Here is an 18,973-nt window from a genome sequence, read left to right on the forward strand (position 1 = left end):
TCGCGATAGTCCACACAGAGCACGGATCGCTCGACGATTGGCCAAGGATCGGCCTCTCCACCAACATCCGGAGTGCCCCCGTGCTCGAATCCGTCACCTCCTCCGCGCTGATCAGCGCTCTCGACGGCCTGGCGTTGCGCCAACGCTCGATCGCCGAGAACATCGCCAACGTCAACACCCCCGACTATCAGTCCCAGCGCGTCCAGTTCGAGGATGAGCTGCGGTCCGCTGTCGAGAACGGATCGGGAACCGTCGCCGCCACGGTGGAGCGGTCGCTCGAACCCACCAGGCTGAACGGCAACAACGTCAACCTCGACACCGAGACGCTGTCGAACATCGACACGGTGCTGCGATTCCAGTTCGCCAGCCAGGCGATCGGCGGCCAGGCTGCATCGATCACCAAGGCGATCGGCCAGGCCTCCGCATGACCTTCGACGCCATCGGCATCGCCGGCACGGGCCTCACCGCCCACCGCAAGTGGCTCGACGCCCTCAGCGACAACATCGCCAACGTCAACACCGCCACTCCCGCAGGCCAGGAGGCCTTCCGCGAGAAGTTCGTCACGGTGCAGGCGGGCACCGACAGCCCCGGCGTCTACGTCGCGGGGGTCGTCGAGTCGGACGCCGAGGGCAAGCTCGTCTACGACCCCGAGCATCCCTATGCGAACGAGGACGGGTACGTGCAGTACCCGAATGTCGAGCTCGGCGACCAGATGAGCATGCTCATCCTCGCCCAGCGCGGGTACGAGGCGAACGCCGCCGTCGTGGATCGCGCCAAGACGACGTACGAGGCCGCACTGCAGATCGGACGCAACTGATGAGCGGCGCTGTCGAGGCGGTCTCCGCCGCAGGGGTCACCCCGCTCGCGCCCCTCAGCTTCGAGACCGGTCCCGAAGCCGCAGGCGGGTCGTCGTCGGCCGGCGCCTTCGCGACTTCGCTCACGGGAGCCGTCGAGAACCTCCAGCAGCTGCAGTCGACATCGAACGGGCTCGCGGTCCAGGCCGTCACGGGCGACCTGCAGGACATCCACCAGGCGATGATCGCCTCGACCCGAGCCTCGGTCACGCTCGACCTCGTCGTAGCCGTCCGTGATCGCAGCGTGTCGGCATTCAACGAGATCATGAGGATGCAGGCCTGATGCCGAAGATGCTCACGGGATACTACGACCGCGCGAAGCAGGTCGTGGGAGGATTCTCGCTCGCCCAGCGCACGATCGCGATCATCGGCGTGGCGCTGCTCGTCATGGGAGCCATCGCGCTGGGATCGTGGTTGACCCGGCCGCAGATGAGCCCGCTGTTCACCGGTCTGAGCGCGGGTGACGCGTCGGCCGTCGTCGAGCAGCTGAAGTCCGCCGGCGTCGGATATGAACTCACCGAGGGCGGCGCGACGATCCTCGTCCCGGACGACCAGGTGTACCCCCAGCGGCTCGCGGCGGCATCCGCCGGTCTTCCCGGCGACACCAGCGAGGGATACACGCTTCTCGATGAGATGGGAGTGACCGCGAGCGAGTTCCAGCAGTCGGTCACCTACAAGCGGGCGATCGAGGGGGAGCTGGCCGGCACGATCGGCGCGATGGAGGGAATCTCCACCGCATCGGTGCAGCTGGCGATCCCCGAAGAGAGCGTCTTCGTCTCGGAGCGGCAGAGCCCCACGGCATCCGTCTTCGTGAAGACCCGGAGCGGGGCGACTCTCAGCGACGAGAAGATCGAGGCGATCGTGCACCTGACCAGTGCCGCGGTGCCGGGCATGACGCCCGAGGATGTGGCGGTCACTGATCAGGACGGACGGGTGCTCTCGGCCGTCGGAACGGGGCTCACCGGATCCTCGTCGAAGCAGGCCACCGAGCACGAGGCGAAGGTCGCCGCATCGGTCAACAAGATGCTCGAGACGATCGTCGGCCCCGGCAACGCGACCGTGACGGTGTCGGCCGACGTCGCGAACTCGACATCCGAGCGCATGGACGAGACATACTCCGCTCCGGAGGGCGACCTCAGCGCGTCGGAGCAGACCAAGACCGAGACGTACACCGGCGGCCAGGGCGGCGGCACCGGAGTGCTCGGCCCCGACAACATCGCGGTGCCCAACGGTGCGGACGGGAACGGTGCCTACGAGTTCGAGGAGACCTCGCGCAGCAACGCCGTGAACAAGTCGACCGAGAAGACGATCACTCCGGCCGGCGAGGTCACGAGGCAGACGGTCAGCATCGCACTGAACCGAGGGACGGTCACGGGAGTGACCGCGAACCAGATCGAATCGCTCGTCGCATCGGCCGCCGGCATCGACCTCGAGCGCGGCGACGAGATCGCTGTCGAGTTCGTCGAGTTCAACGAGTCGGGCGCGACGGCTGCGCAGACCGCCCTCGCGGCTGCGGAGGCCGAGCGTGATGCGCAGTTCCAGCAGGAGCTGCTGAAGTCGGCGATCATCGGGGGCTCGATACTCCTCGCGATGATCATCCTGATCATCTTCCTGGTCGTGCGTCGTCGGATGAAGCGCCGCGTGCTGTACACCGACGAAGGTCCGATCGAGTACTTCGCCACCGTGACCGAGAGCGAGGAGCAGAAGCTCAAGTCGCTCCGCGGGCTGAAGGATGCCGATGCGATCGTGCCGACGGCACCGACGAAGCTGCTCCCGTCGGCGACGGTCGACCTGGACGACGAGCCGGAACCCGACAAGGTGCTCGTCGAGCGACGGCGACGCGAGATCGACGACCTCGCCAAGCGCGAACCGGACGCGATCGCCAGCGCCCTGGCCGACCTGATGGATGAGGCGAGGGTATGAGTCTGCTCACGGATGTGCTGGACGCCCAGGCAGACACGGTCGAGGTGTCGACCGCTGCCGACATCGTCGCCGCACCGATCCCCGAGATGAGCGGCCTGCGCAAGGCCGCGATCGTGCTGATGAACATGGACCGCGCCGCGAGCGCCGAGGTGCTGCGTCATCTCGGTGAGGAGCGCTCCGAGATGCTGGCCGCTGAGCTCACCCAGCTCGGCGGTGTGGATGTCGCCTCGACCGCGCGTGCACTCGGGGAGTTCCGCCGCATCGCCCTCGGCGGCGCGGTGCCGTCTCGTGGCGGACAGGAGCTCGCCACCGGTCTGCTCGAGACCGCCTTCGGGCGCGAGAAGGCCGTCGGGATGGTGGGTCGGGTGATGTCCCAGGGCTCGGTCTCCTTCGATTTCCTGAACGCCGCCGACCCTGCCCAGCTCGCCACGATCATCGAAGGAGAGCTCCCGACGACGGTCGCGGTCGTGCTGGCGAACCTCCGCGCCGATCGTGCGGCGGCGGTTCTCGCGGCCCTGCAGGATCCGCTGCGCACCGACGTCGCCCAGGCGATCGCCACGATGGGCACGGCCACGCAGGAGGCGATCTCGATCGTGGCGGACTCGCTGCGTTCGCGCACCGGCGTGTTCGCCATGCGCGACAACCACGAGTCGATCGGGGGAGTGCAGCCGTTGGTGGAGATCATCAACCGCTCGGACACCGCTCTCGAGAAGTCTCTGCTCGCGAGCCTGGAGGGGCGGGACCTGGCCCTGGCCGAGGATATCCGAAGCCGCATGGTGACCTTCGCCGACATCGCCCGCCTCGAGGATCGCGATGCCCAGCGGGTGCTGCGCGGTATCGACCTGCGCATGCTCGCCTTGGCGCTGAAGGGTGCGGATGAGCAGATCACCGACAAGGTGAAGGGCAACATGACCGAGCGCAACCAGGAGAACCTGGCGGAGGAGACGCGTGTGCTCGGTCCTGTGCGGATGCGCCAGGTCGACGAGGCCCGCGCCGAGATCGTGCGCATCATCCGCGAGCTGGAAGCCGCGGAGGAGATCACGATCTCACGCGAGGACGAGGATGAACTCATCGAGTGAACCCGTGACCACGACTGATTCGGCGCACGCGGTTACCGCCGCAGAAGATCGTCGCGATAGTCGACAGGGAGCACGGATAGCTCGCCCTTCGGGCCACGGACAGGCCTCGTCATCTGATCCCGAGGTGTCCACCGTGCTCGATTCCGCCTTCACACCCCTGGTGGTGCCGCGCGTGGGCGAGACGCCGATCGACATCCGCAGCGAGTCCGATCGCGCACGCACCCGCGGCTACGCCGACGGATTCGCGGAGGGACGCCGGCTCGCGCTCGACGAGGCCGAGCGGCAGCAACGCGCGCATCAGCAGCGGATGCAGGAGCTCCAGGAGCTGTACCTGCACGAGCGAGGCTCGGCGCTCCGCGCACTGGAGGCCGCGCAGGCACTCCTGGGCCATCGGATCGACGAACTGAGCATGCTCACGGCGGAGCGGATCGAAGAGCTCGCCGTCGGGCTCACCGCGACCATCCTCGGTGCCGAACTCTCGGATCCTGCACGATCGGCCGCCCACGCGGTGCGACGCGCGATCGCGGAGATGCCTGTCGACCGATGGACGCGCGTGTCGTTCAGCGAGCAGGACCTGCAGACCCTCCGGTCGGACCCTCCGGTGATCGATCCGTTGCAGGGGATCGACATCGTCGGCTCGCATGCGGTGGACCCGGGAGGCGCGATCGTCGAGATCGAGGACGGCGCCGTCGACACGAGGATCACCGAGGCCCTCGCCCGCGCAGCGTCTGCGCAGCGTGGCGCTGATGAGCTCGGTGACGAGCTCGGCGGCGAGGTGATCGTGTGACCGTCGCGACGAGGTCGTGGCAGCGGACCCTCGAAGCCGCGCGTCCCGAGCGCTCCGGCACCGTGAAGGCCGTGCGGGGGCTGGGTGTGGAGGTGCTCGGCATCGATGCAGCCGTCGGCGACCGCATCCGCATCGATGCGGCGCAGGGTCGATCGGTCGATGCGGAGATCGTCGCCGTCGACGGAGCCTCCGCGCGATGCATGCCACTCGGCCGCCTCGACGGCATCACGGCCCGCGCCCGCGTGCGTCACGGGGGAGCACCGCTGCAGGTGCCTACCGGACGGGCGCTGCTCGGGCGCGTGCTGGACGGTCTCGGTCGCCCCATCGACGGCAAGGGGCCGCTCGAGCGGACCACGACGCTCGTGTCTCTCGACCACGACGCTCCGAGCGTCATGGATCGTCAGCGCATCGACAGCCAGCTCGGCCTGGGCGTTCGCGTGCTCGACACCATGACGCCGGTGGGCACAGGACAGCGACTCGGACTCTTCGCCGGTTCCGGTGTGGGAAAGTCGTCGCTCATGTCGATGATCGCCAGGGGCTCGACCGCCGACGTCAACGTCATAGCCCTCGTGGGCGAGCGCGGCCGCGAGGTACGGGAGTTCCTCGAAGACGATCTGGGACCTGAGGGACTCGCCCGCTCGGTCGTGGTGGTCGCGACGTCAGACCAGCCGGCCATGGCGCGACTGCGGTCCGCCTTCGTCGCGACGCGTATCGCGGAGGGTTTCCGGGACGACGGTCTCGACGTCGTGCTCATGATGGATTCGCTGACCCGCGTCGCGATGGCGCAGCGCGAGATCGGTCTGAGCGCCGGCGAACCGCCCGCCACACGCGGCTACCCGCCGTCGACGTTCTCGGTTCTCGCCCGCCTGCTCGAGCGCGCAGGAACAGGGCAGGTCGGATCGATCACGGGTCTCTACACGGTGCTCGTCGACGGCGACGACCACAACGAACCGATCGCGGATGCCGCGAGGGGAATCCTCGACGGACACGTCGTGCTCGACCGAGCGCTGGCCATCCGCGGGCACTTCCCGGCCGTCGACGTGCTGGGCTCCGTGTCTCGGGTCGTCTCGAAGATCACCACCGCCGAGCAGAGGCAGGACGCCGTGACCCTGCGGAGTGTGCTGGCCGCTCGTCGCAGCGCGAACGACCTGATCGACATCGGCGCCTATCGGCCGGGGGCGAATCCACTGGTGGATGCCGCGCTCACGCATGAAGCCGCCATCTCGCGTTTCCTCATGCAGCGGATGGACGATCTGACGGCATCCGACGATTCCTGGCGGCAGCTCGCCGCCCTCACCACCGATTTCGGAGGACTCACCCCATGACCTTCCCCCTGGCCGGTCTTCTCCGGGTGCGAGGCGCCCAGGAGCGTGTCGCCGCAGAGCGGCTCTCCCGCGCGAGCGCCGAGCGTGCGCAGGCCGAGGCTGCCGAGCAGAGCGCGATCTCGAGCCTCGCCGACATCAGCGCGCAGATCGACGATCCCCGAGCACTGATGGCCATGGCGGCTGCCCGGTCGGCCGGTCGCAGCACTCTCAGCGACCTGCAGGCACTCGTCGACCTGCGGCGAGGCGCCGAGTCGGAGGCGAAGTCCGCCCATGTCGATGCCCGCCGCGAGCTCAAGGGTCTCGAGCGCCTCGAGAGCACTCACCGGGTCGAATCCGCCAAGGCGGAGCTTGCCGCGGAGCAGACGGCTCTCGACGAGATCGCCGTCGTGCGCACCTCACGCCGAGAGGGGAGCGCCGCATGAGCGGCCTCGCATCCGTGATCGCGCGCGTCGACGCGATCGAGAGTCAGATCGTGTCACTCGATCCGGTGGCTCGGGCAGCGGCTGCGACCGCGACCGAGTCGACCGCTGAGGCAGGCGCGACGAGTGCGGCCAGCGCGGCGACGTTCTCGAGCGTGCTCGAGGCGGCGAAGGCGGCCGCATCCGCCGACACGACGACGCCCGTGTCTGAAGCGGGCGCTTCCGCTGACGCCGCGACGAGCGCGAAGAACGCCGAGCTCGTCTCGGCTCTGCAGACATTGTTCTCGGCGAACACATCGCGGTCGGCAGGATCAGCGGCGTCGATGCAGAAGCTCATCGAGATGCTCGGATGACCGCGGTGAGCCTGTTCGCTGTCTCTCTCGGCACCCCGACCGACGGTGACGCCGCAGGGCGCGCGGCCGGCGACTCGGGATCGCGGTTCGGAGACGCGCTGACCGCCGCAGGACAGATGCTCGTCGGCGCTGACGGGTCTCCCGATGGCGCGGAGGAGAGCGGCGCGGCTCAGGTCGCGGGTCGGCCGGATGCCGCCTCCGACACCTCGCTCGAAGGGGATGCCGCATCCACCGCCCTGGTTCAGCTCACCGCCCAGCTGCGTCCCGTCGCGCCGGACGCACAGGCGACGGCGGATTCGGATGAGCCCGAGGGCGGCCCCGACGATTCGCTGGTCGCAGCGGTCGCAGGCGTCGAGACGTCCACGGAACCGGCGCAGGCGCAGGCGCAGGCGCTCGTCGCGGTGCAGCAGGAGGTCGAGCCCGTGCCTGCGGCCGGGAGCGCGACGGTGCCCGCAGCCGCAGCCGCAGCCGCAGCCGCAGCCGCAGCCGCAGCCGCAGCCCCGATCGCCGCAGCGGTCGCAGCGCCGGTCGACGACGGTGCGGATGGCGACGCCGCATCCTCAGGTCCGGCACTCGCATCCTCAGAATCAGCCGCAGCCGCAGCCGCAGCCGCAGCCGCACCCGGCGCCCAGCCCTCGCCCGGCGCGCAGTCCCGGGGCGAGTCCGCCGGACGGCCTGCTCCGGCTCCCATGCCTGACCTCGCGGTGTCGTCCTCCGCATTCGCCGGAGCCGGGAATGCGTCGGCGACCGACCCGTCTTCGAACGAGGCCTCCGCGCGGATCGAGTCCGGCGAGCGCGTACCGTCGGGCCAGCCCACTCCGAGTACCGCGCCCGTCGCTCCGCCTCAGACCCCCGTGACCTCCGCGACCCCCGTCTCGACCCCGGAGACCGCGCCCGCGGGCCGCGCCGTCGCCGCCCAGGTCTCGCCGGTGGTCGTGAGCGTCGCGCAGCGACCGATGGGCACCCACCACCTCACCATGACCGTGAACCCGGACAGCCTCGGACCCGTCACCGTGCGCGCTCACATCAGCGCGAGCGGAGAAGTGCAGGTCGAGCTCAGCGGTGCCACGGATGCCGGACGCGATGCCCTGCGCGGCATCCTCATCGACCTGCGGCGGGACCTGGCCGCAGTGATGCCGCACGCCACCTTGAGCGTCAGCCAGAGCTCCGCAGCGGATGCGAACGGCGACCGCGGCGGCCAGGGCGCGGGAGCTCCCGGAGACCAGGGCGGCGGCGACCGCGACGCGAATCGCGGACGCTCGGAACAGCGCCCCGGTGCCGAGCGAGCCCCTGACCTTCCCCGCATCATCCAGACCACACCCCACGCCGGCGTCGGCGCGGGTCTCGACATCTTCGCCTGAGAGGACGACCGCATGACCGTCGACGCAGTGAGCGCTCCGAGCTCGATCTACACAGGAGGCACGACCGACCCAGCCGCGCGCAAGCAGGTGCTGGACGGCGAGGTGTTCCTGAAGCTCCTGGTGACCCAGCTGACCCACCAGGATCCGTCGAGTCCGATGGACACCAACGAGATGATCTCGCAGACGACGCAGCTCGCCATGATGGAGCAGCTCACGGCCCTCGCCGACAGCGGCGCCGAGGCCTTCGCATTGAACATGCGTCAGGCGGCGAGCGCTCTCATCGGCCAGGAGGCGAGCTACAAGGATGCCGACGGCAAGACCCTCTCGGGCGTCGTCACCAAGGTGTCGTTCGACGGACCCATTCCGCAGGTGACGATCGGAGACAAGACGATCGCCCTCGACGCCATCACCGGTGTCACCGCCAAGACCACCCCTGCCGCGCCGAACCCGGCCGCAGCCTGACCTTCGTCTCACACAGGAAGAGAGAATCACATGCTTCGCTCGCTCTACTCCGGGATCTCCGGACTCCGCTCGCACCAGACCATGCTCGACGTGACCGGCAACAACATCGCCAACGTCAACACGGCCGGCTTCAAGGGGTCGTCCGTGCTGTTCCAGGACTCGCTGTCACAGCTCATCGGCAACCCGGGCATCCCCGACGACGAGGTCGGGGGCCGCAACCCCGCTCAGGTCGGCCTCGGTGTGCAGGTCGCCGGAGTGCGCACGAACTTCGCGCAGGGGTCTGCTCAGGCCACCGGGCGCGGGGGAGACCTGATGATCTCGGGCGACGGGTTCTTCGCCGTCCGCTCGGGCGGGGAGACCCTGTACACCCGTGCAGGCGGCTTCTCGTTCGACCCGACGGGCAAGATGGTCACCGCCGACGGCGCCGTCGTCCAGGGATGGTCGGCGCAGAACGGCGTCGTCAACACCGGTCAGGCGACCGGGAACATCGTGCTGCCGCTCGACGCGGTATCACCGGCCAAGGCGACGACGGATGCCACCGTCACAGGCAACCTCCCCTCGACGGCGGCGACGGGCGACGAGCTTGTGCGCGATGTGAAGGTCTACGACGCACAGGGAACCCCGTCGACGCTGAGCCTGACCTTCACGAAGACCGCGACCGGCTGGGACGTCACCGAGCCCGTCAGCGGAGCGACCGGTTCGCTGACGTTCACCGACGGCAAGCAGGCGGGGGCAGGCCTCACCCTGACCGCCGGTGCTGTGAGTGTCGACCTCGGTGGGGTCACCGGCTACGCCAACATGTCGACCGTCGCGATCTCGGAGCAGAACGGCGCCGAGGCCGGCTCGCTCAAGTCGTACAGCATCACGGGCGACGGATCCATCGTCGGCACTTTCAGCAACGGCGCCACCCAGACGCTCGGAAAGATCGCGATGGCGACCTTCGCGAACCCCGAGGGACTCGAGAAGGCCGGAGGCACGGCATACCGGGTATCGGTGAACTCCGGCGCCGCCCGCATGGGGGAGCCGGGGCAGGCAGGGTTCGGCAACCTGGTGTCCGGGGCGCTGGAGATGAGCAACGTGGATCTCTCGCAGGAATTCACCAACCTCATCGTCGCGCAGCGCGGCTTCCAGGCCAACGCGCGGATCATCACCACGAGCGACGAGGTCCTGCAGGAGCTCACCCAGCTGAAGCGCTGATCGCAGGCTCGAGTTCCAGCGCATCCGCTTGTCGACGCGGCCCGCCCCTGGTTACCGGGGGCGGGCCGCGTCGCGATAGTCGGGGCAGACTTCCCCCTCTCGTCCGAAGCCCGGAGACCCCGCGATGATCATCGTCACCCGCCTCGACCGCACCCGGTTCGCGGTGAACCCCGATCTGGTCGAGCGCATCCATTCGTCGCCGGACACGACTCTGCACATGGTCGACGGCAAGGTCTATGTCATCGAGGAGACGCTCGACGCCGTGATCGACCTGATCGTCGCGTACCGGGCACGCGTCCTCGGTGCGGCCCACGCGCTGACCTCGCAGACGGGCGCGTGACCGTGGATCCCGCGTTCATCATCGGCGTCATCCTGGCGTTCGGCGCTCTCGTCGCGATGATCACGATGGAGGGCGCGAGCTTCGAGGCGCTGCTCATCCCCGCCCCGATGATCCTCGTGCTCGGCTCCACCATCGGCGTGGGTATCGCGAGCCACACGCTGCGCGACACGATCCTCGCGGTGAAGAGCCTCGGGCGCATGGTGCGCGGGCCGAAGATGACTCCCGAGGCGGTGATCCCGTTCCTGGTCGGCTACGCCGAGAAGGCACGTGGTGAGGGCCTCCTCGCGCTCGAGCAGGAGCTCGACGGCGCACCCGACGCGTTCACCCGCCAGGCGCTGCAGGCGCTCGCTGACGGCACGGACGCCGAGGACCTGCAGATGGTGATGGACGACGAGATCGCGGCCACCTCGTCGCGCAACCGCGTCGCCTCGAAGTTCTTCGGTTCTCTGGGCGGCTACGCGCCGACGATCGGCATCGTCGGCACCGTCGTCTCACTCACCCACGTGCTCGAGAAGCTCGACGAACCCGACCACCTCGGGCCCATGATCGCCGCCGCGTTCGTGGCCACGCTGTGGGGGCTGCTGTCGGCCAACTTCATCTGGAACCCGATCGCCGGTCGTCTCAACCGCATCGGTGCGGTCGAGCTCGAGCGGATGACGCTGGTGTCCGAGGGCATGCTGGCCATCCAGGCAGGAAGCGCACCGCACCTGCTGCAGGAGCGCCTCGAGGCGCTGTCGAGCGTCAAGCCGAAGGCCAAGAAGCAGAAGCGGGAGCAGGAGTCTTCCGTGGAGGACATCCTGTGAGCCCGACCCGCCGCGCGCGCGGCCGCGGGCATGAGGACGACTCGCATGACGAGCCGGACGAGCGCTGGGCCGTGTCGTACGCCGACATGGTGACGGTCCTGATGTGCCTGTTCATCGTGCTGTTCGCCGTGTCGAACGTCGACAAGACGAAGTTCGAGCTGCTCGCCAACAGCCTCGCCACGGGATTCGGTCAGGAGAGCACCGAGGGCGGCGCCGACAGTGCCGAGGGCCTGATCGTCCCGCCCGAGCTGCAGGATGACGACGGAGTGGTCGATCTCGCCGCCCGAGCCGCTGCCGAGTACGAGTCGTTGGAGGAGCTGCGTGATCGGATGAGTTCCGCCCTGGCCGCCCAAGGACTTCAGGACACCGTCTCGTTCGTGATCGACGACCGTGGGCTGCAGGTCGGGCTGGTCGGCGCCGAGACGTTCTTCGCCGACAACAGCACCGAGCTCTCGGCGAAGGCGAATGCCGTGCTCAATGCGATCGGCGACGTGCTCGTCACGGTCGACAACCAGGTCAGCGTCGAAGGGCACGCCGATCACCGGGTGTCGGCCGCCCCCTTCGCGACCAACTGGGAGCTCTCCGGTGGACGCGCGACGCAGGTGGCGAGATTCCTCGTCGAGCACGAGGGCGTCGGCGGGCCGCGGGTGAAGGCGACCGCGTTCTCGGACACACGACCGATCGTGCAGGGCGACAGCCCGCAGGCCCTGGCGAGCAACAGACGCGTCGACATCGTCGTCGAGTCCACCGAGGAAGAGCAGGTGCGAGCGCTGATCCCGGCCCTCGCAGCTGCCGCAGCGACGAGCTGAGCACACGTGAACACCACCGTCGAGGAGACACCCATGACCGCAGCCGCCGTGCTCGAGGACCCGGCCGCGCGCTACCCCGCATACGACTTCGGCCGCCCCGCCCAGCTCGGACGGGAGAGCACCCGGCACCTGGAGGCGGCGTTCGAGTCGTTCGCGCGCCTGTGGTCGTCGCAGCTGACGGCGAAGATCCGTGTGCGCGCCCATCTGACGCTCGAGTCCGTCGACCTGGTGTCGTACGAGGAGTACGCCGACACGCTGCCCGGCACGACGGCCATGGTGGCCGGTGCCTTCGCGGACCGCGAAGAGCCCTGCGTGGTGCAGTTCGGCCTCGACAGCGCGCTCCTATGGGTCGTGCAGATGATGGGCGGGCGCAGCACCTCGCTGCCCGAGGCGCGGACGTTCACCCCGATCGAGCTGGCGCTCGTGCGCAACCTCATGGAGGGCACGTTCGAGCACCTCCACGCGAGCCTCGACGCACTGCTCCCGGGGGCGCCGCGGTTCAGCGCCGTGCACTACAACCCGCAGTACATGCAGGTGATCGCAGCGACCGCCGCGGTCATCGTCGCGCGGTACACGATGCGTCTCGGCGACGCCGAGACGACGGCGACGGTCATGCTCCCGGCATCCGCCGTCGTCGACCGCCTGGCCGCAACGGGCTCGGATTCGGGCTCCGCCCACACCGCGGAGCAGACGCTGGAGCAGCTGCGCAGCACGCCGATGGAGATCACACTGCGCCTGGCGCCCATCACGATCGGCACGGGTGAGGTGCTCGACCTCGCGCCCGGCGATCTGCTGCGCCTGCCGCATCCGGAGACGAGACCGTACGAACTCATGGCAGGGGAGACCCGGATCGCCCTCGCCACCCCTGGGAGCAGAGGCTCGCGCCTCACCTGCAAGATCACGACCACCCCTGAGGAGACCCACTGATGAGCACCTTCCACGAGAGCGCCATCGCCGCGGCGATCGCCGGCAAGCTGCCGTTCGGCTACCCCGTCATCCCCGCACCCTCGACCGACCCCGGCGCATCCGGTGAGGCGGTCGCGGTCACCTTCGCAGGCAGCCCCGGGGCCCGCCTCGCGATCCAGGTCGTCGATCCGTCGCAGCTCGAGGACGGCTCGAAGAACGCAGCCCTGGCCGATCGACTGCATCCGATCTTCGAGGCGGCCGTCGCCGTGCTCGGCAGTGGCGCGCTCGGTGACGGCGAACTGGTCGATGCCGCAGGCGTCTTCACCGACACCGGCACCCAGGTGTTCGACATGATCGACGCCGCGGGCAGCGTCGTCGCGCGGGCAGCGGTGCGCATCGACGGAGCGCGGGCCGCCGCCGCGTCGTCGGGGCCGCAGCGCCTGAGCCGCATCGCCGGCGTCGAGATGGAGCTCGTGGTCGAGATCGGTCGCACGCGGATGCCGGTGCGCGACGTGCTGTCCCTCGAACCCGGCCGTGTCGTCGAACTCGACCGTGCGGCGGGCTCGCCTGCCGACATCAAGCTGAACGGCCGCCTGATCGGGCACGGCACCGTCGTGGTCGCCGAGGGCGACTTCGCCATCCGCGTCGAGCGCATCCTCGACGGCGCAGAGGCCGTCTGACCCATGGACGACATCCTCGTCGCGCTCCGTGCGATCGTCGCCCTGGGAGCGGTGCTCGGTCTGCTGCTGTTCCTCAGCCGTCGACTGCAGAAGTCACAGGCGAAGGGCGTGAGCCCGCTCGCGGGGTTGATGCCGAAGAAGCTCGCCCGGCTCACCGAACTCAGGCCGTCGCGCCCGGCGGCGGGCCCGAAGCCGCGGCCCGAGAAGATCACGGTCGTCGCGCGGTCGGGCATCGGCGGGAAGGCGCAGCTCGTGGTCGCCGAGTTCGGGGGCATCCGCTACGTCCTCGGCGTGACCGAGCACGGGATCAACGTCGTCGACACCCAGGAGGCGCCTCCCGTCGAGGAGGAATCGACGACGGAGGAGTCGACGGTCGCGGACGACCTGGCGAACGACATCGTCGATCGGGCCCTCAAGTCCGTCGCCTGACGCCGACCGGCGCGGGGCGACCGCTCCACGGTTACGCGCACGCCGTCGTGTCGCGATAGTCGACTGCGAGCACGGATCGCTCGACCCCCTGGCTACGGATCGGCCACGTCACCCATCTTCGGAGTGCCGCCGTGCCCGTATCCGCCGCCGCTGCCACCGCGCCGCTCGCGCGTGCGCCGCGCCTGCCGCGACGCGCGTGGATGCTGATCGCGGCAGCCCTCGGCGTCGCGACCGTCCTGGTGGTGCTCGACGCGACGAGCGCTCATGCGGCATCCGCCCTGCTCCCCACGGAGACGGGCGACGGCGAGGGCGTGACGATCAACGGCATCAACGGCACGCCGTCGGACAGCATCATGACGCTGCTCGGGATCACGGTCCTCAGCGTCGCTCCCGCGATGCTGCTCATGATGTCGAGCTTCACCAAGATCTTCGTGGTGCTTGCTCTCACCCGCAACGCGCTGTCGTTGCCCTCGATTCCGCCCAACCAGGTGCTGGCAGGTCTCAGCCTTTTCCTGACCCTGTTCATCATGTGGCCGGTGCTGACCGACATCAACACCGTCGCCGTGAGCCCGTTCACCGACGGGCAGATCGACTTCGGCCGAGCGTTCGAGCTCGCCCAGGAACCGCTCCGCGAGTGGATGCTCACTTACACGCGCGAAGAGGACATCGCCCTGATGCACCGGGCAGCGCAGATGGACAACCCGACCGACCCTGCAAGCATCCCGCTGCAGACGCTCGTGCCGGCCTTCATGATCAGCGAGCTGCGCGCAGCCTTCCTGATCGGGTTCATCATCTTCGTCCCGTTCCTCGTGATCGATCTGGTCGTCGCCAGCGCGCTGATGTCGATGGGCATGATGATGCTTCCGCCGGTGATGATCTCGCTGCCGTTCAAGATCCTGCTGTTCCTGCTCATCGACGGCTGGGGAATGGTCATCACCGCGCTCGTGCAGTCCTACAACGGGGGCGGCTGATGAACCCGGAAGCGGTCATCGACATCGGACAGGCGGCGCTGATCGTCGGAGCGAAGCTCTGCGCCCCGATGCTGATCACGGCGCTCGTGGTCGGGTTCGCGATCTCGCTGCTGCAGTCGATCACCCAGGTGCAGGAGATGACCATCTCGTTCGTGCCCAAGCTCGTCGCCGTGGGCATCGCGCTGCTGATCAGCGGGCACTGGATGATCGCCGAGATGATCGCGTTCACGAACGAGATGTTCGCGCGGATACCGTCGCTGCTGAACGGCGGCTGATGAACATCCCCATCGACTTCACCTGGCTCGAGGCCACGTCGCTCGCCTGCGTGCGCATCACAGCCTTCCTGGTGCTCGCGCCGCCGTTCAGCCACGGCACGATCCCGATGCGCATCCGCGCGATGCTGGGCGTCGGACTCGCCCTCGCGGTCTCGCCGGTGGTGACCGCGGGCTACGAGCGTCTCGACACCGGGGCGTTCATGTTCGCGCTGGTGGGGCAGGCTCTCACGGGCGCACTGCTCGGATTCCTCGTGATGGTGCTCTTCAGTGCCATCCAGGGTGCGGGCCACCTGGTCGACACCTTCGGCGGGTTCCAGATGGCGCAGGCGTTCGATCCGGGGATGGCGATCAACGGCGCCCAGTTCACGCGGCTGTTCCAGATGACCGCGATCATGCTGCTGTTCGCATCCGACGGCTACCAGCTCGTGCTCGGAGGGTTGTTCCGCTCGTTCGACGCAGTGCCGGTGACCGGCATGATCGACCTGGGCAAGCCGGCGGAGGCGCTGGTGGGAGCCGCCGGGCAGATGATGCTCAGCGCCGTGCAGATCGCGGGTCCCCTGCTGATCGTGCTCTTCCTCGCCGACGTCGGCCTCGGACTCGTCAGCCGGGTCGCACCGGCCCTGAACGCGTTCGCGATGGGCTTCCCCATCAAGATCGGTCTGACACTCCTGCTCGTGGGCTTTGTCTACGCCGCGCTTCCGAGCGTGGTGGCCGTCATCGCCGAGGACGCGGCCAAGCTGCTTCTGGGGGTGACCCGATGAGCGAGACCGACAGCGGCGAACGCACCGAGAAGGCGACCGAGCGTCGCCTCAAGGAGGCGCGCAGGAAGGGTCAAATCGGCCGCAGCCAGGACTTCACCGCGTGGGTGTGCATCGCCGCCGCCGCAGTGATGATGGTGCCGACGATCTCGTCGGGCACGCAGGTGCTCACGGAGCTGTTCCTGGCCGTCACACCGGTGGCGAAGAATCCCACCGACGGGGCGGCGTTGGATGTTCTGGGGTCGGCGATCTCGTCGCTGGGCGGCATTCTGCTGCCCATGCTGGTGGTCGTCCTGCTCGCCACCACCGCGACGGCGGTCGCCCAGGGCGGCATCCACCTGCGCGGTGTGACGATGCGCACCGAGCAGTTCAACATCGTGTCGGGGCTCAAACGCGTGTTCGGCCAGCAGGCGCTGTGGGAGGGCGCGAAGGCGCTCCTCAAGACGGCGGCCATCGGTGTCGCCCTGTGGATCGTCGTCTCGGGTCTCGTGCCCGTGCTGATGGCGAGCGGCAGCCACAACATCACGTGGCTGCTCGAGCAGGCCGCCGGGGGAGCGGTGGCCCTGCTGCAGGTGGCCGTGGCTGTGGGCATCCTGCTGGCGGCGATCGATGTGGCCGTGGTGATGCGGCGCAACCGCAAGCACACTCACATGACCAAGAACGAGGCGAAGGACGAGCACAAGAAGAGCGAGGGCGATCCGCTCGTGCGCTCCCAGCGTCGCTCTCGGCAGCTCGCCATGAGCCGCAACCGGATGATCGCCGCGGTGGGCGACAGCGACGTGGTGCTCGTGAACCCCACTCATGTGGCGGTGGCGCTGCGCTACGAACCGGGCAAGTCCGCTCCGCGGGTAGTGGCGAAGGGCGCGGGCATCATCGCGCAGAAGATCCGCGAGAAGGCCGAGGAGGCCGGCGTGCCGATGGTCCGCGACATCCCGTTGGCACGCGCCCTCCACTCGGCGTGCGACATCGGCCGCGAGATCCCCGAGGAGCTGTACACCGCGGTGGCGCAGGTGCTCGCCTTCATCGAGCACCTCAAGCGCCGCGGATCGGCGAGAGGAACACACACCATGCCCTTCGACAGCACCAGGGACCGCGGCCTCTGAGCCGCCGGATCCGCACCTGAACGAGTAGAGAGAACGAGAAGGCGAGACGCATGATCGGTCAGCTGTTGTCCAAGGCGGCGGTGCCCGTCGGAGTGGTGGGCATCATCCTCCTGCTCATCGTGCCCATCCCCACGCCGCTGCTCGACGTGCTCATCGTGCTGAACATCTCGTTCGCGCTGCTGATCCTCCTCACCGCGATGTTCGTGAAGAAGCCGCTCGACTTCTCGGTCTTCCCGAGCCTGCTGCTGGTGGCGACCCTCTTCCGGCTCGGCCTCAACGTCGCCTCCACCCGCCTCGTGCTCAGCGAGGCGCACGCCGGGCAGGTGATCCAGGCGTTCGGCCAGATCACGATCAGCGGGTCGCTCGTGATCGGCGCCGTGATCTTCCTGATCCTCACCGTCATCCAGTTCGTCGTGGTCACCAAGGGTGCCGAGCGCGTCGCCGAGGTCGGTGCGCGCTTCACCCTCGACGCGATGCCCGGCAAGCAGATGGCCATCGACGCCGACCTCAACGCCGGCCTCATCACCGACACCGAGGCGCGCAGGCGTCGTGCGGAGGTCGCGGCCGAAGCCGACTTCTACGGCGCGATGGACGGCGCGTCGAAGTTCGTCAAGGGCGATGCCATCGCGGGCATCGTGATCGTCGTCATCAACTTCGTCGGCGGCATCATCATCGGCATGGTCCAGCACGGCATGGAGATGGGGGATGCGCTCGAGACGTACAGCATCCTCACCATCGGCGATGGCCTGGTCACGCAGATACCGGCGCTCCTGATGGCCGTGTCGACGGGCATGATCGTGACCCGCGAGAACGCCGAGAGCGAGATGGGTCAGGCAGCCGGTCGTCAGCTCATGCAGTCGCGCAACGCCCTCGTGATCACCGGCCTCGCAGCCATCGCCATGGGCTTCATCCCCGGGATGCCCCTGGTGATCTTCCTGGCGATCGGGGCCGTGCTGCTGTTCGCCGCATCCCGGGTCAAGGCGAACGAGGATCGCGACGCCGCTCTCGAGGCCGACGCGCTGCAGCAGGAGGCCGTCGAGGCGGGTGTGGAGGGACCCGAAGAGCTGATGGACCGGATGCGCGTGCACGCACTCGAGATCTCGCTCTCGCCCGACATCGTCGATCTGGCCTCGGGGGGAGCAGGCGATCTGCTCACCCGGGTGAAGTCGCTGAGGCGAAAACTCGCTCTCGACATCGGCATCCTGATGCCGCCGGTGCGCACGCGCGACAACATCGACCTGCCGGCCCAGACCTACTCGATCCTGATCGCCGGGGTCGAGGCGGGCCGCGGATCCGTGCCGAGGGGCCACGTGCTCGCGATCGGCACGGGGCTCGAGCAGCTGCCCGGGTCAGCGGTCGTCGATCCGGTCTTCGGCCTCGAGGGCAAGTGGGTGCCCGCCGAGATGTCGCACGCCGCCGACATGGCCGGTGCCACCGTGATCGACCGCGCGAGCGTGATCATCACCCACCTCTCCGACATCGTGCAGAGCCAGGCCGACCGGCTGCTCTCGCTCGAAGACGTCCGTCAGCTGACCGAGCACCTCAAGCAGTCGAGTCCGGCGACCGTCGAAGAGCTGACGCCGGCCGTGCTGTCGCTCGCCGGCATCCAGCGCGTCCTCGCCGGTCTCCTGGCCGAGCGGGTGCCGATCAACGACCTCGCCCGCATCTACGAGGCTCTCGCGCTGCGCGGCAAGACGTCGACCGAGACGGCTGGTCTGATCGATGCGGCGCGTGCGGCCCTCGGCCCCGCGATCGCCGCACGATTCGCCGAGGAAGGCCGCATCCGCGTCGTGATGTTCGAGCCGATGCTCGAGCAGCAGATGCTCGAGGGGATGCGTGTGATCGACGGCCATCCGCAGATCGTGCTGACGCCGGAGGCGACGATGCACGTGCTCGAGAACGTCCGCCGAACGGTCGCAGAGCTCGATCAGGTCGGGCCGGAACCGGTGCTCGTGTGCGCGCCGTCGCTGCGCCAGGCTGTGCGCCGGATGATCTCGTCGCAGGTCGGCGGCCTCCCCGTGCTCTCGTATGACGAGGCTGCAGCCGGAGGACTCGCGACCGACGTGGTCGGTGTGGTCCGGATGACGCAGTCCGCTCTGCCCAGCGCCGCAGTGTAGCGTCGGAATCTGCTCATTTACG

The 18,973-nt window shown here is 68.8% G+C and carries 23 protein-coding genes; all 23 read left to right on the plus strand.

Annotation, left to right across the window (positions count from 1 at the left end; all coding sequences use genetic code 11):
• Positions 1 to 80: 80 nt before the first annotated feature.
• The 23 genes from ASF63_RS17420 (at position 81) to ASF63_RS17530 (ending at position 18,951) form a co-directional block, all read left to right on the plus strand.
• The gene (locus ASF63_RS17420) at positions 81 to 428 is read left to right on the plus strand and encodes a flagellar basal body rod protein FlgB (protein WP_056517027.1); all 348 of its coding nucleotides are present in this window, start codon (positions 81 to 83) and stop codon (positions 426 to 428) included.
• Entirely contained in the window at positions 425 to 817 is a 393-nt protein-coding gene (gene flgC / locus ASF63_RS17425; protein ID WP_056307381.1) for a flagellar basal body rod protein FlgC, read from the plus strand. The genes ASF63_RS17420 and flgC overlap by 4 nt, the downstream gene beginning before the upstream one ends.
• Positions 817 to 1,137: a flagellar hook-basal body complex protein FliE gene (fliE, locus tag ASF63_RS17430; RefSeq protein WP_056517029.1), complete on the plus strand. Its 321-nt coding sequence runs from the start codon at positions 817 to 819 to the stop codon at positions 1,135 to 1,137. The genes flgC and fliE overlap by 1 nt, the downstream gene beginning before the upstream one ends.
• Entirely contained in the window at positions 1,137 to 2,777 is a 1,641-nt protein-coding gene (gene fliF / locus ASF63_RS17435) for a flagellar basal-body MS-ring/collar protein FliF (protein WP_056517033.1), read from the plus strand. The genes fliE and fliF overlap by 1 nt, the downstream gene beginning before the upstream one ends.
• Positions 2,774 to 3,856 carry a flagellar motor switch protein FliG gene (gene fliG, locus ASF63_RS17440; protein WP_235560849.1) on the plus strand — a complete coding sequence of 361 codons (1,083 nt, stop codon included), beginning with the start codon at positions 2,774 to 2,776 and terminating at the stop codon, positions 3,854 to 3,856. The genes fliF and fliG overlap by 4 nt, the downstream gene beginning before the upstream one ends.
• A 133-nt stretch (positions 3,857 to 3,989) precedes the next feature.
• The gene (locus ASF63_RS17445; RefSeq protein WP_162238907.1) at positions 3,990 to 4,643 is read left to right on the plus strand and encodes a FliH/SctL family protein; all 654 of its coding nucleotides are present in this window, start codon (positions 3,990 to 3,992) and stop codon (positions 4,641 to 4,643) included.
• Entirely contained in the window at positions 4,640 to 5,968 is a 1,329-nt protein-coding gene (locus ASF63_RS17450; protein WP_056517039.1) for a FliI/YscN family ATPase, read from the plus strand. Before ASF63_RS17445 ends, ASF63_RS17450 begins: the two co-directional genes overlap by 4 nt.
• A complete protein-coding gene (locus tag ASF63_RS17455; protein WP_056517042.1) occupies positions 5,965 to 6,390 on the plus strand; it encodes a flagellar FliJ family protein in 426 nt (141 codons plus the stop codon). Before ASF63_RS17450 ends, ASF63_RS17455 begins: the two co-directional genes overlap by 4 nt.
• The gene (locus ASF63_RS17460) at positions 6,387 to 6,740 is read left to right on the plus strand and encodes a hypothetical protein (protein ID WP_056517045.1); all 354 of its coding nucleotides are present in this window, start codon (positions 6,387 to 6,389) and stop codon (positions 6,738 to 6,740) included. Before ASF63_RS17455 ends, ASF63_RS17460 begins: the two co-directional genes overlap by 4 nt.
• A gap of 5 nt (positions 6,741 to 6,745) precedes the next feature.
• Positions 6,746 to 8,101, plus strand: coding sequence for a flagellar hook-length control protein FliK (locus ASF63_RS19190; RefSeq protein WP_157534420.1), 1,356 nt, complete (start codon positions 6,746 to 6,748; stop codon positions 8,099 to 8,101).
• 12 nt (positions 8,102 to 8,113) lie between these two features.
• Positions 8,114 to 8,563, plus strand: coding sequence for a flagellar hook capping FlgD N-terminal domain-containing protein (locus ASF63_RS17470; protein WP_056517051.1), 450 nt, complete (start codon positions 8,114 to 8,116; stop codon positions 8,561 to 8,563).
• A 30-nt stretch (positions 8,564 to 8,593) separates the two neighbouring features.
• A complete protein-coding gene (locus ASF63_RS17475) occupies positions 8,594 to 9,760 on the plus strand; it encodes a flagellar hook protein FlgE (RefSeq protein ID WP_056517055.1) in 1,167 nt (388 codons plus the stop codon).
• A gap of 124 nt (positions 9,761 to 9,884) precedes the next feature.
• Positions 9,885 to 10,100 carry a flagellar FlbD family protein gene (locus ASF63_RS17480; RefSeq protein ID WP_056517058.1) on the plus strand — a complete coding sequence of 72 codons (216 nt, stop codon included), beginning with the start codon at positions 9,885 to 9,887 and terminating at the stop codon, positions 10,098 to 10,100.
• Positions 10,097 to 10,903 (plus strand): motility protein A, encoded by an 807-nt coding sequence (locus ASF63_RS17485; protein WP_321163166.1) that lies wholly within the window; start codon positions 10,097 to 10,099, stop codon positions 10,901 to 10,903. Before ASF63_RS17480 ends, ASF63_RS17485 begins: the two co-directional genes overlap by 4 nt.
• Positions 10,900 to 11,712 carry a flagellar motor protein MotB gene (locus ASF63_RS17490; RefSeq protein ID WP_056517060.1) on the plus strand — a complete coding sequence of 271 codons (813 nt, stop codon included), beginning with the start codon at positions 10,900 to 10,902 and terminating at the stop codon, positions 11,710 to 11,712. The genes ASF63_RS17485 and ASF63_RS17490 overlap by 4 nt, the downstream gene beginning before the upstream one ends.
• A 33-nt stretch (positions 11,713 to 11,745) precedes the next feature.
• The gene (locus ASF63_RS17495; RefSeq protein ID WP_157534421.1) at positions 11,746 to 12,639 is read left to right on the plus strand and encodes a flagellar motor switch protein FliM; all 894 of its coding nucleotides are present in this window, start codon (positions 11,746 to 11,748) and stop codon (positions 12,637 to 12,639) included.
• Positions 12,639 to 13,298 carry a FliM/FliN family flagellar motor switch protein gene (locus tag ASF63_RS17500; protein WP_056517065.1) on the plus strand — a complete coding sequence of 220 codons (660 nt, stop codon included), beginning with the start codon at positions 12,639 to 12,641 and terminating at the stop codon, positions 13,296 to 13,298. The genes ASF63_RS17495 and ASF63_RS17500 overlap by 1 nt, the downstream gene beginning before the upstream one ends.
• A gap of 3 nt (positions 13,299 to 13,301) precedes the next feature.
• Entirely contained in the window at positions 13,302 to 13,727 is a 426-nt protein-coding gene (locus tag ASF63_RS17505) for a flagellar biosynthetic protein FliO (RefSeq protein ID WP_056517068.1), read from the plus strand.
• A gap of 200 nt (positions 13,728 to 13,927) precedes the next feature.
• Positions 13,928 to 14,698, plus strand: coding sequence for a flagellar type III secretion system pore protein FliP (gene fliP, locus ASF63_RS17510; protein ID WP_056517394.1), 771 nt, complete (start codon positions 13,928 to 13,930; stop codon positions 14,696 to 14,698).
• Positions 14,698 to 14,973 carry a flagellar biosynthesis protein FliQ gene (fliQ, locus tag ASF63_RS17515; protein ID WP_056517073.1) on the plus strand — a complete coding sequence of 92 codons (276 nt, stop codon included), beginning with the start codon at positions 14,698 to 14,700 and terminating at the stop codon, positions 14,971 to 14,973. Before fliP ends, fliQ begins: the two co-directional genes overlap by 1 nt.
• A complete protein-coding gene (locus tag ASF63_RS17520; RefSeq protein WP_056517076.1) occupies positions 14,973 to 15,734 on the plus strand; it encodes a flagellar biosynthetic protein FliR in 762 nt (253 codons plus the stop codon). The genes fliQ and ASF63_RS17520 overlap by 1 nt, the downstream gene beginning before the upstream one ends.
• Positions 15,731 to 16,834 carry a flagellar biosynthesis protein FlhB gene (locus ASF63_RS17525; RefSeq protein WP_056517078.1) on the plus strand — a complete coding sequence of 368 codons (1,104 nt, stop codon included), beginning with the start codon at positions 15,731 to 15,733 and terminating at the stop codon, positions 16,832 to 16,834. Before ASF63_RS17520 ends, ASF63_RS17525 begins: the two co-directional genes overlap by 4 nt.
• Before the next feature lie 50 nt (positions 16,835 to 16,884).
• Complete coding sequence (locus ASF63_RS17530; protein ID WP_056517081.1) at positions 16,885 to 18,951, plus strand: flagellar biosynthesis protein FlhA; 2,067 nt, start codon at positions 16,885 to 16,887, stop codon at positions 18,949 to 18,951.
• Positions 18,952 to 18,973: the final 22 nt, after the last annotated feature.

Source organism: Microbacterium sp. Leaf320 (genome assembly GCF_001423485.1).
GTDB lineage: Bacteria > Actinomycetota > Actinomycetes > Actinomycetales > Microbacteriaceae > Microbacterium.

Bases quoted from the DNA above. Each gene is read 5' to 3' on its own strand.
- fliP (WP_056517394.1), top strand. From the start codon at position 13,928: ATGCTGATCGCGGCAGCCCTCGGCGTCGCGACCGTCCTGGTGGTGCTC.
- fliQ (WP_056517073.1), top strand. From the start codon at position 14,698: ATGAACCCGGAAGCGGTCATCGACATCGGACAGGCGGCGCTGATCGTC.
- fliF (WP_056517033.1), top strand. From the start codon at position 1,137: ATGCCGAAGATGCTCACGGGATACTACGACCGCGCGAAGCAGGTCGTG.
- ASF63_RS17460 (WP_056517045.1), top strand. From the start codon at position 6,387: ATGAGCGGCCTCGCATCCGTGATCGCGCGCGTCGACGCGATCGAGAGT.
- ASF63_RS17480 (WP_056517058.1), top strand. From the start codon at position 9,885: ATGATCATCGTCACCCGCCTCGACCGCACCCGGTTCGCGGTGAACCCC.
- ASF63_RS17495 (WP_157534421.1), top strand. From the start codon at position 11,746: ATGACCGCAGCCGCCGTGCTCGAGGACCCGGCCGCGCGCTACCCCGCA.
- ASF63_RS17475 (WP_056517055.1), top strand. From the start codon at position 8,594: ATGCTTCGCTCGCTCTACTCCGGGATCTCCGGACTCCGCTCGCACCAG.
- flgC (WP_056307381.1), top strand. From the start codon at position 425: ATGACCTTCGACGCCATCGGCATCGCCGGCACGGGCCTCACCGCCCAC.
- ASF63_RS17530 (WP_056517081.1), top strand. From the start codon at position 16,885: ATGATCGGTCAGCTGTTGTCCAAGGCGGCGGTGCCCGTCGGAGTGGTG.
- fliG (WP_235560849.1), top strand. From the start codon at position 2,774: ATGAGTCTGCTCACGGATGTGCTGGACGCCCAGGCAGACACGGTCGAG.
- ASF63_RS17505 (WP_056517068.1), top strand. From the start codon at position 13,302: ATGGACGACATCCTCGTCGCGCTCCGTGCGATCGTCGCCCTGGGAGCG.
- ASF63_RS17470 (WP_056517051.1), top strand. From the start codon at position 8,114: ATGACCGTCGACGCAGTGAGCGCTCCGAGCTCGATCTACACAGGAGGC.
- ASF63_RS17525 (WP_056517078.1), top strand. From the start codon at position 15,731: ATGAGCGAGACCGACAGCGGCGAACGCACCGAGAAGGCGACCGAGCGT.
- ASF63_RS17500 (WP_056517065.1), top strand. From the start codon at position 12,639: ATGAGCACCTTCCACGAGAGCGCCATCGCCGCGGCGATCGCCGGCAAG.
- fliE (WP_056517029.1), top strand. From the start codon at position 817: ATGAGCGGCGCTGTCGAGGCGGTCTCCGCCGCAGGGGTCACCCCGCTC.
- ASF63_RS17455 (WP_056517042.1), top strand. From the start codon at position 5,965: ATGACCTTCCCCCTGGCCGGTCTTCTCCGGGTGCGAGGCGCCCAGGAG.
- ASF63_RS17520 (WP_056517076.1), top strand. From the start codon at position 14,973: ATGAACATCCCCATCGACTTCACCTGGCTCGAGGCCACGTCGCTCGCC.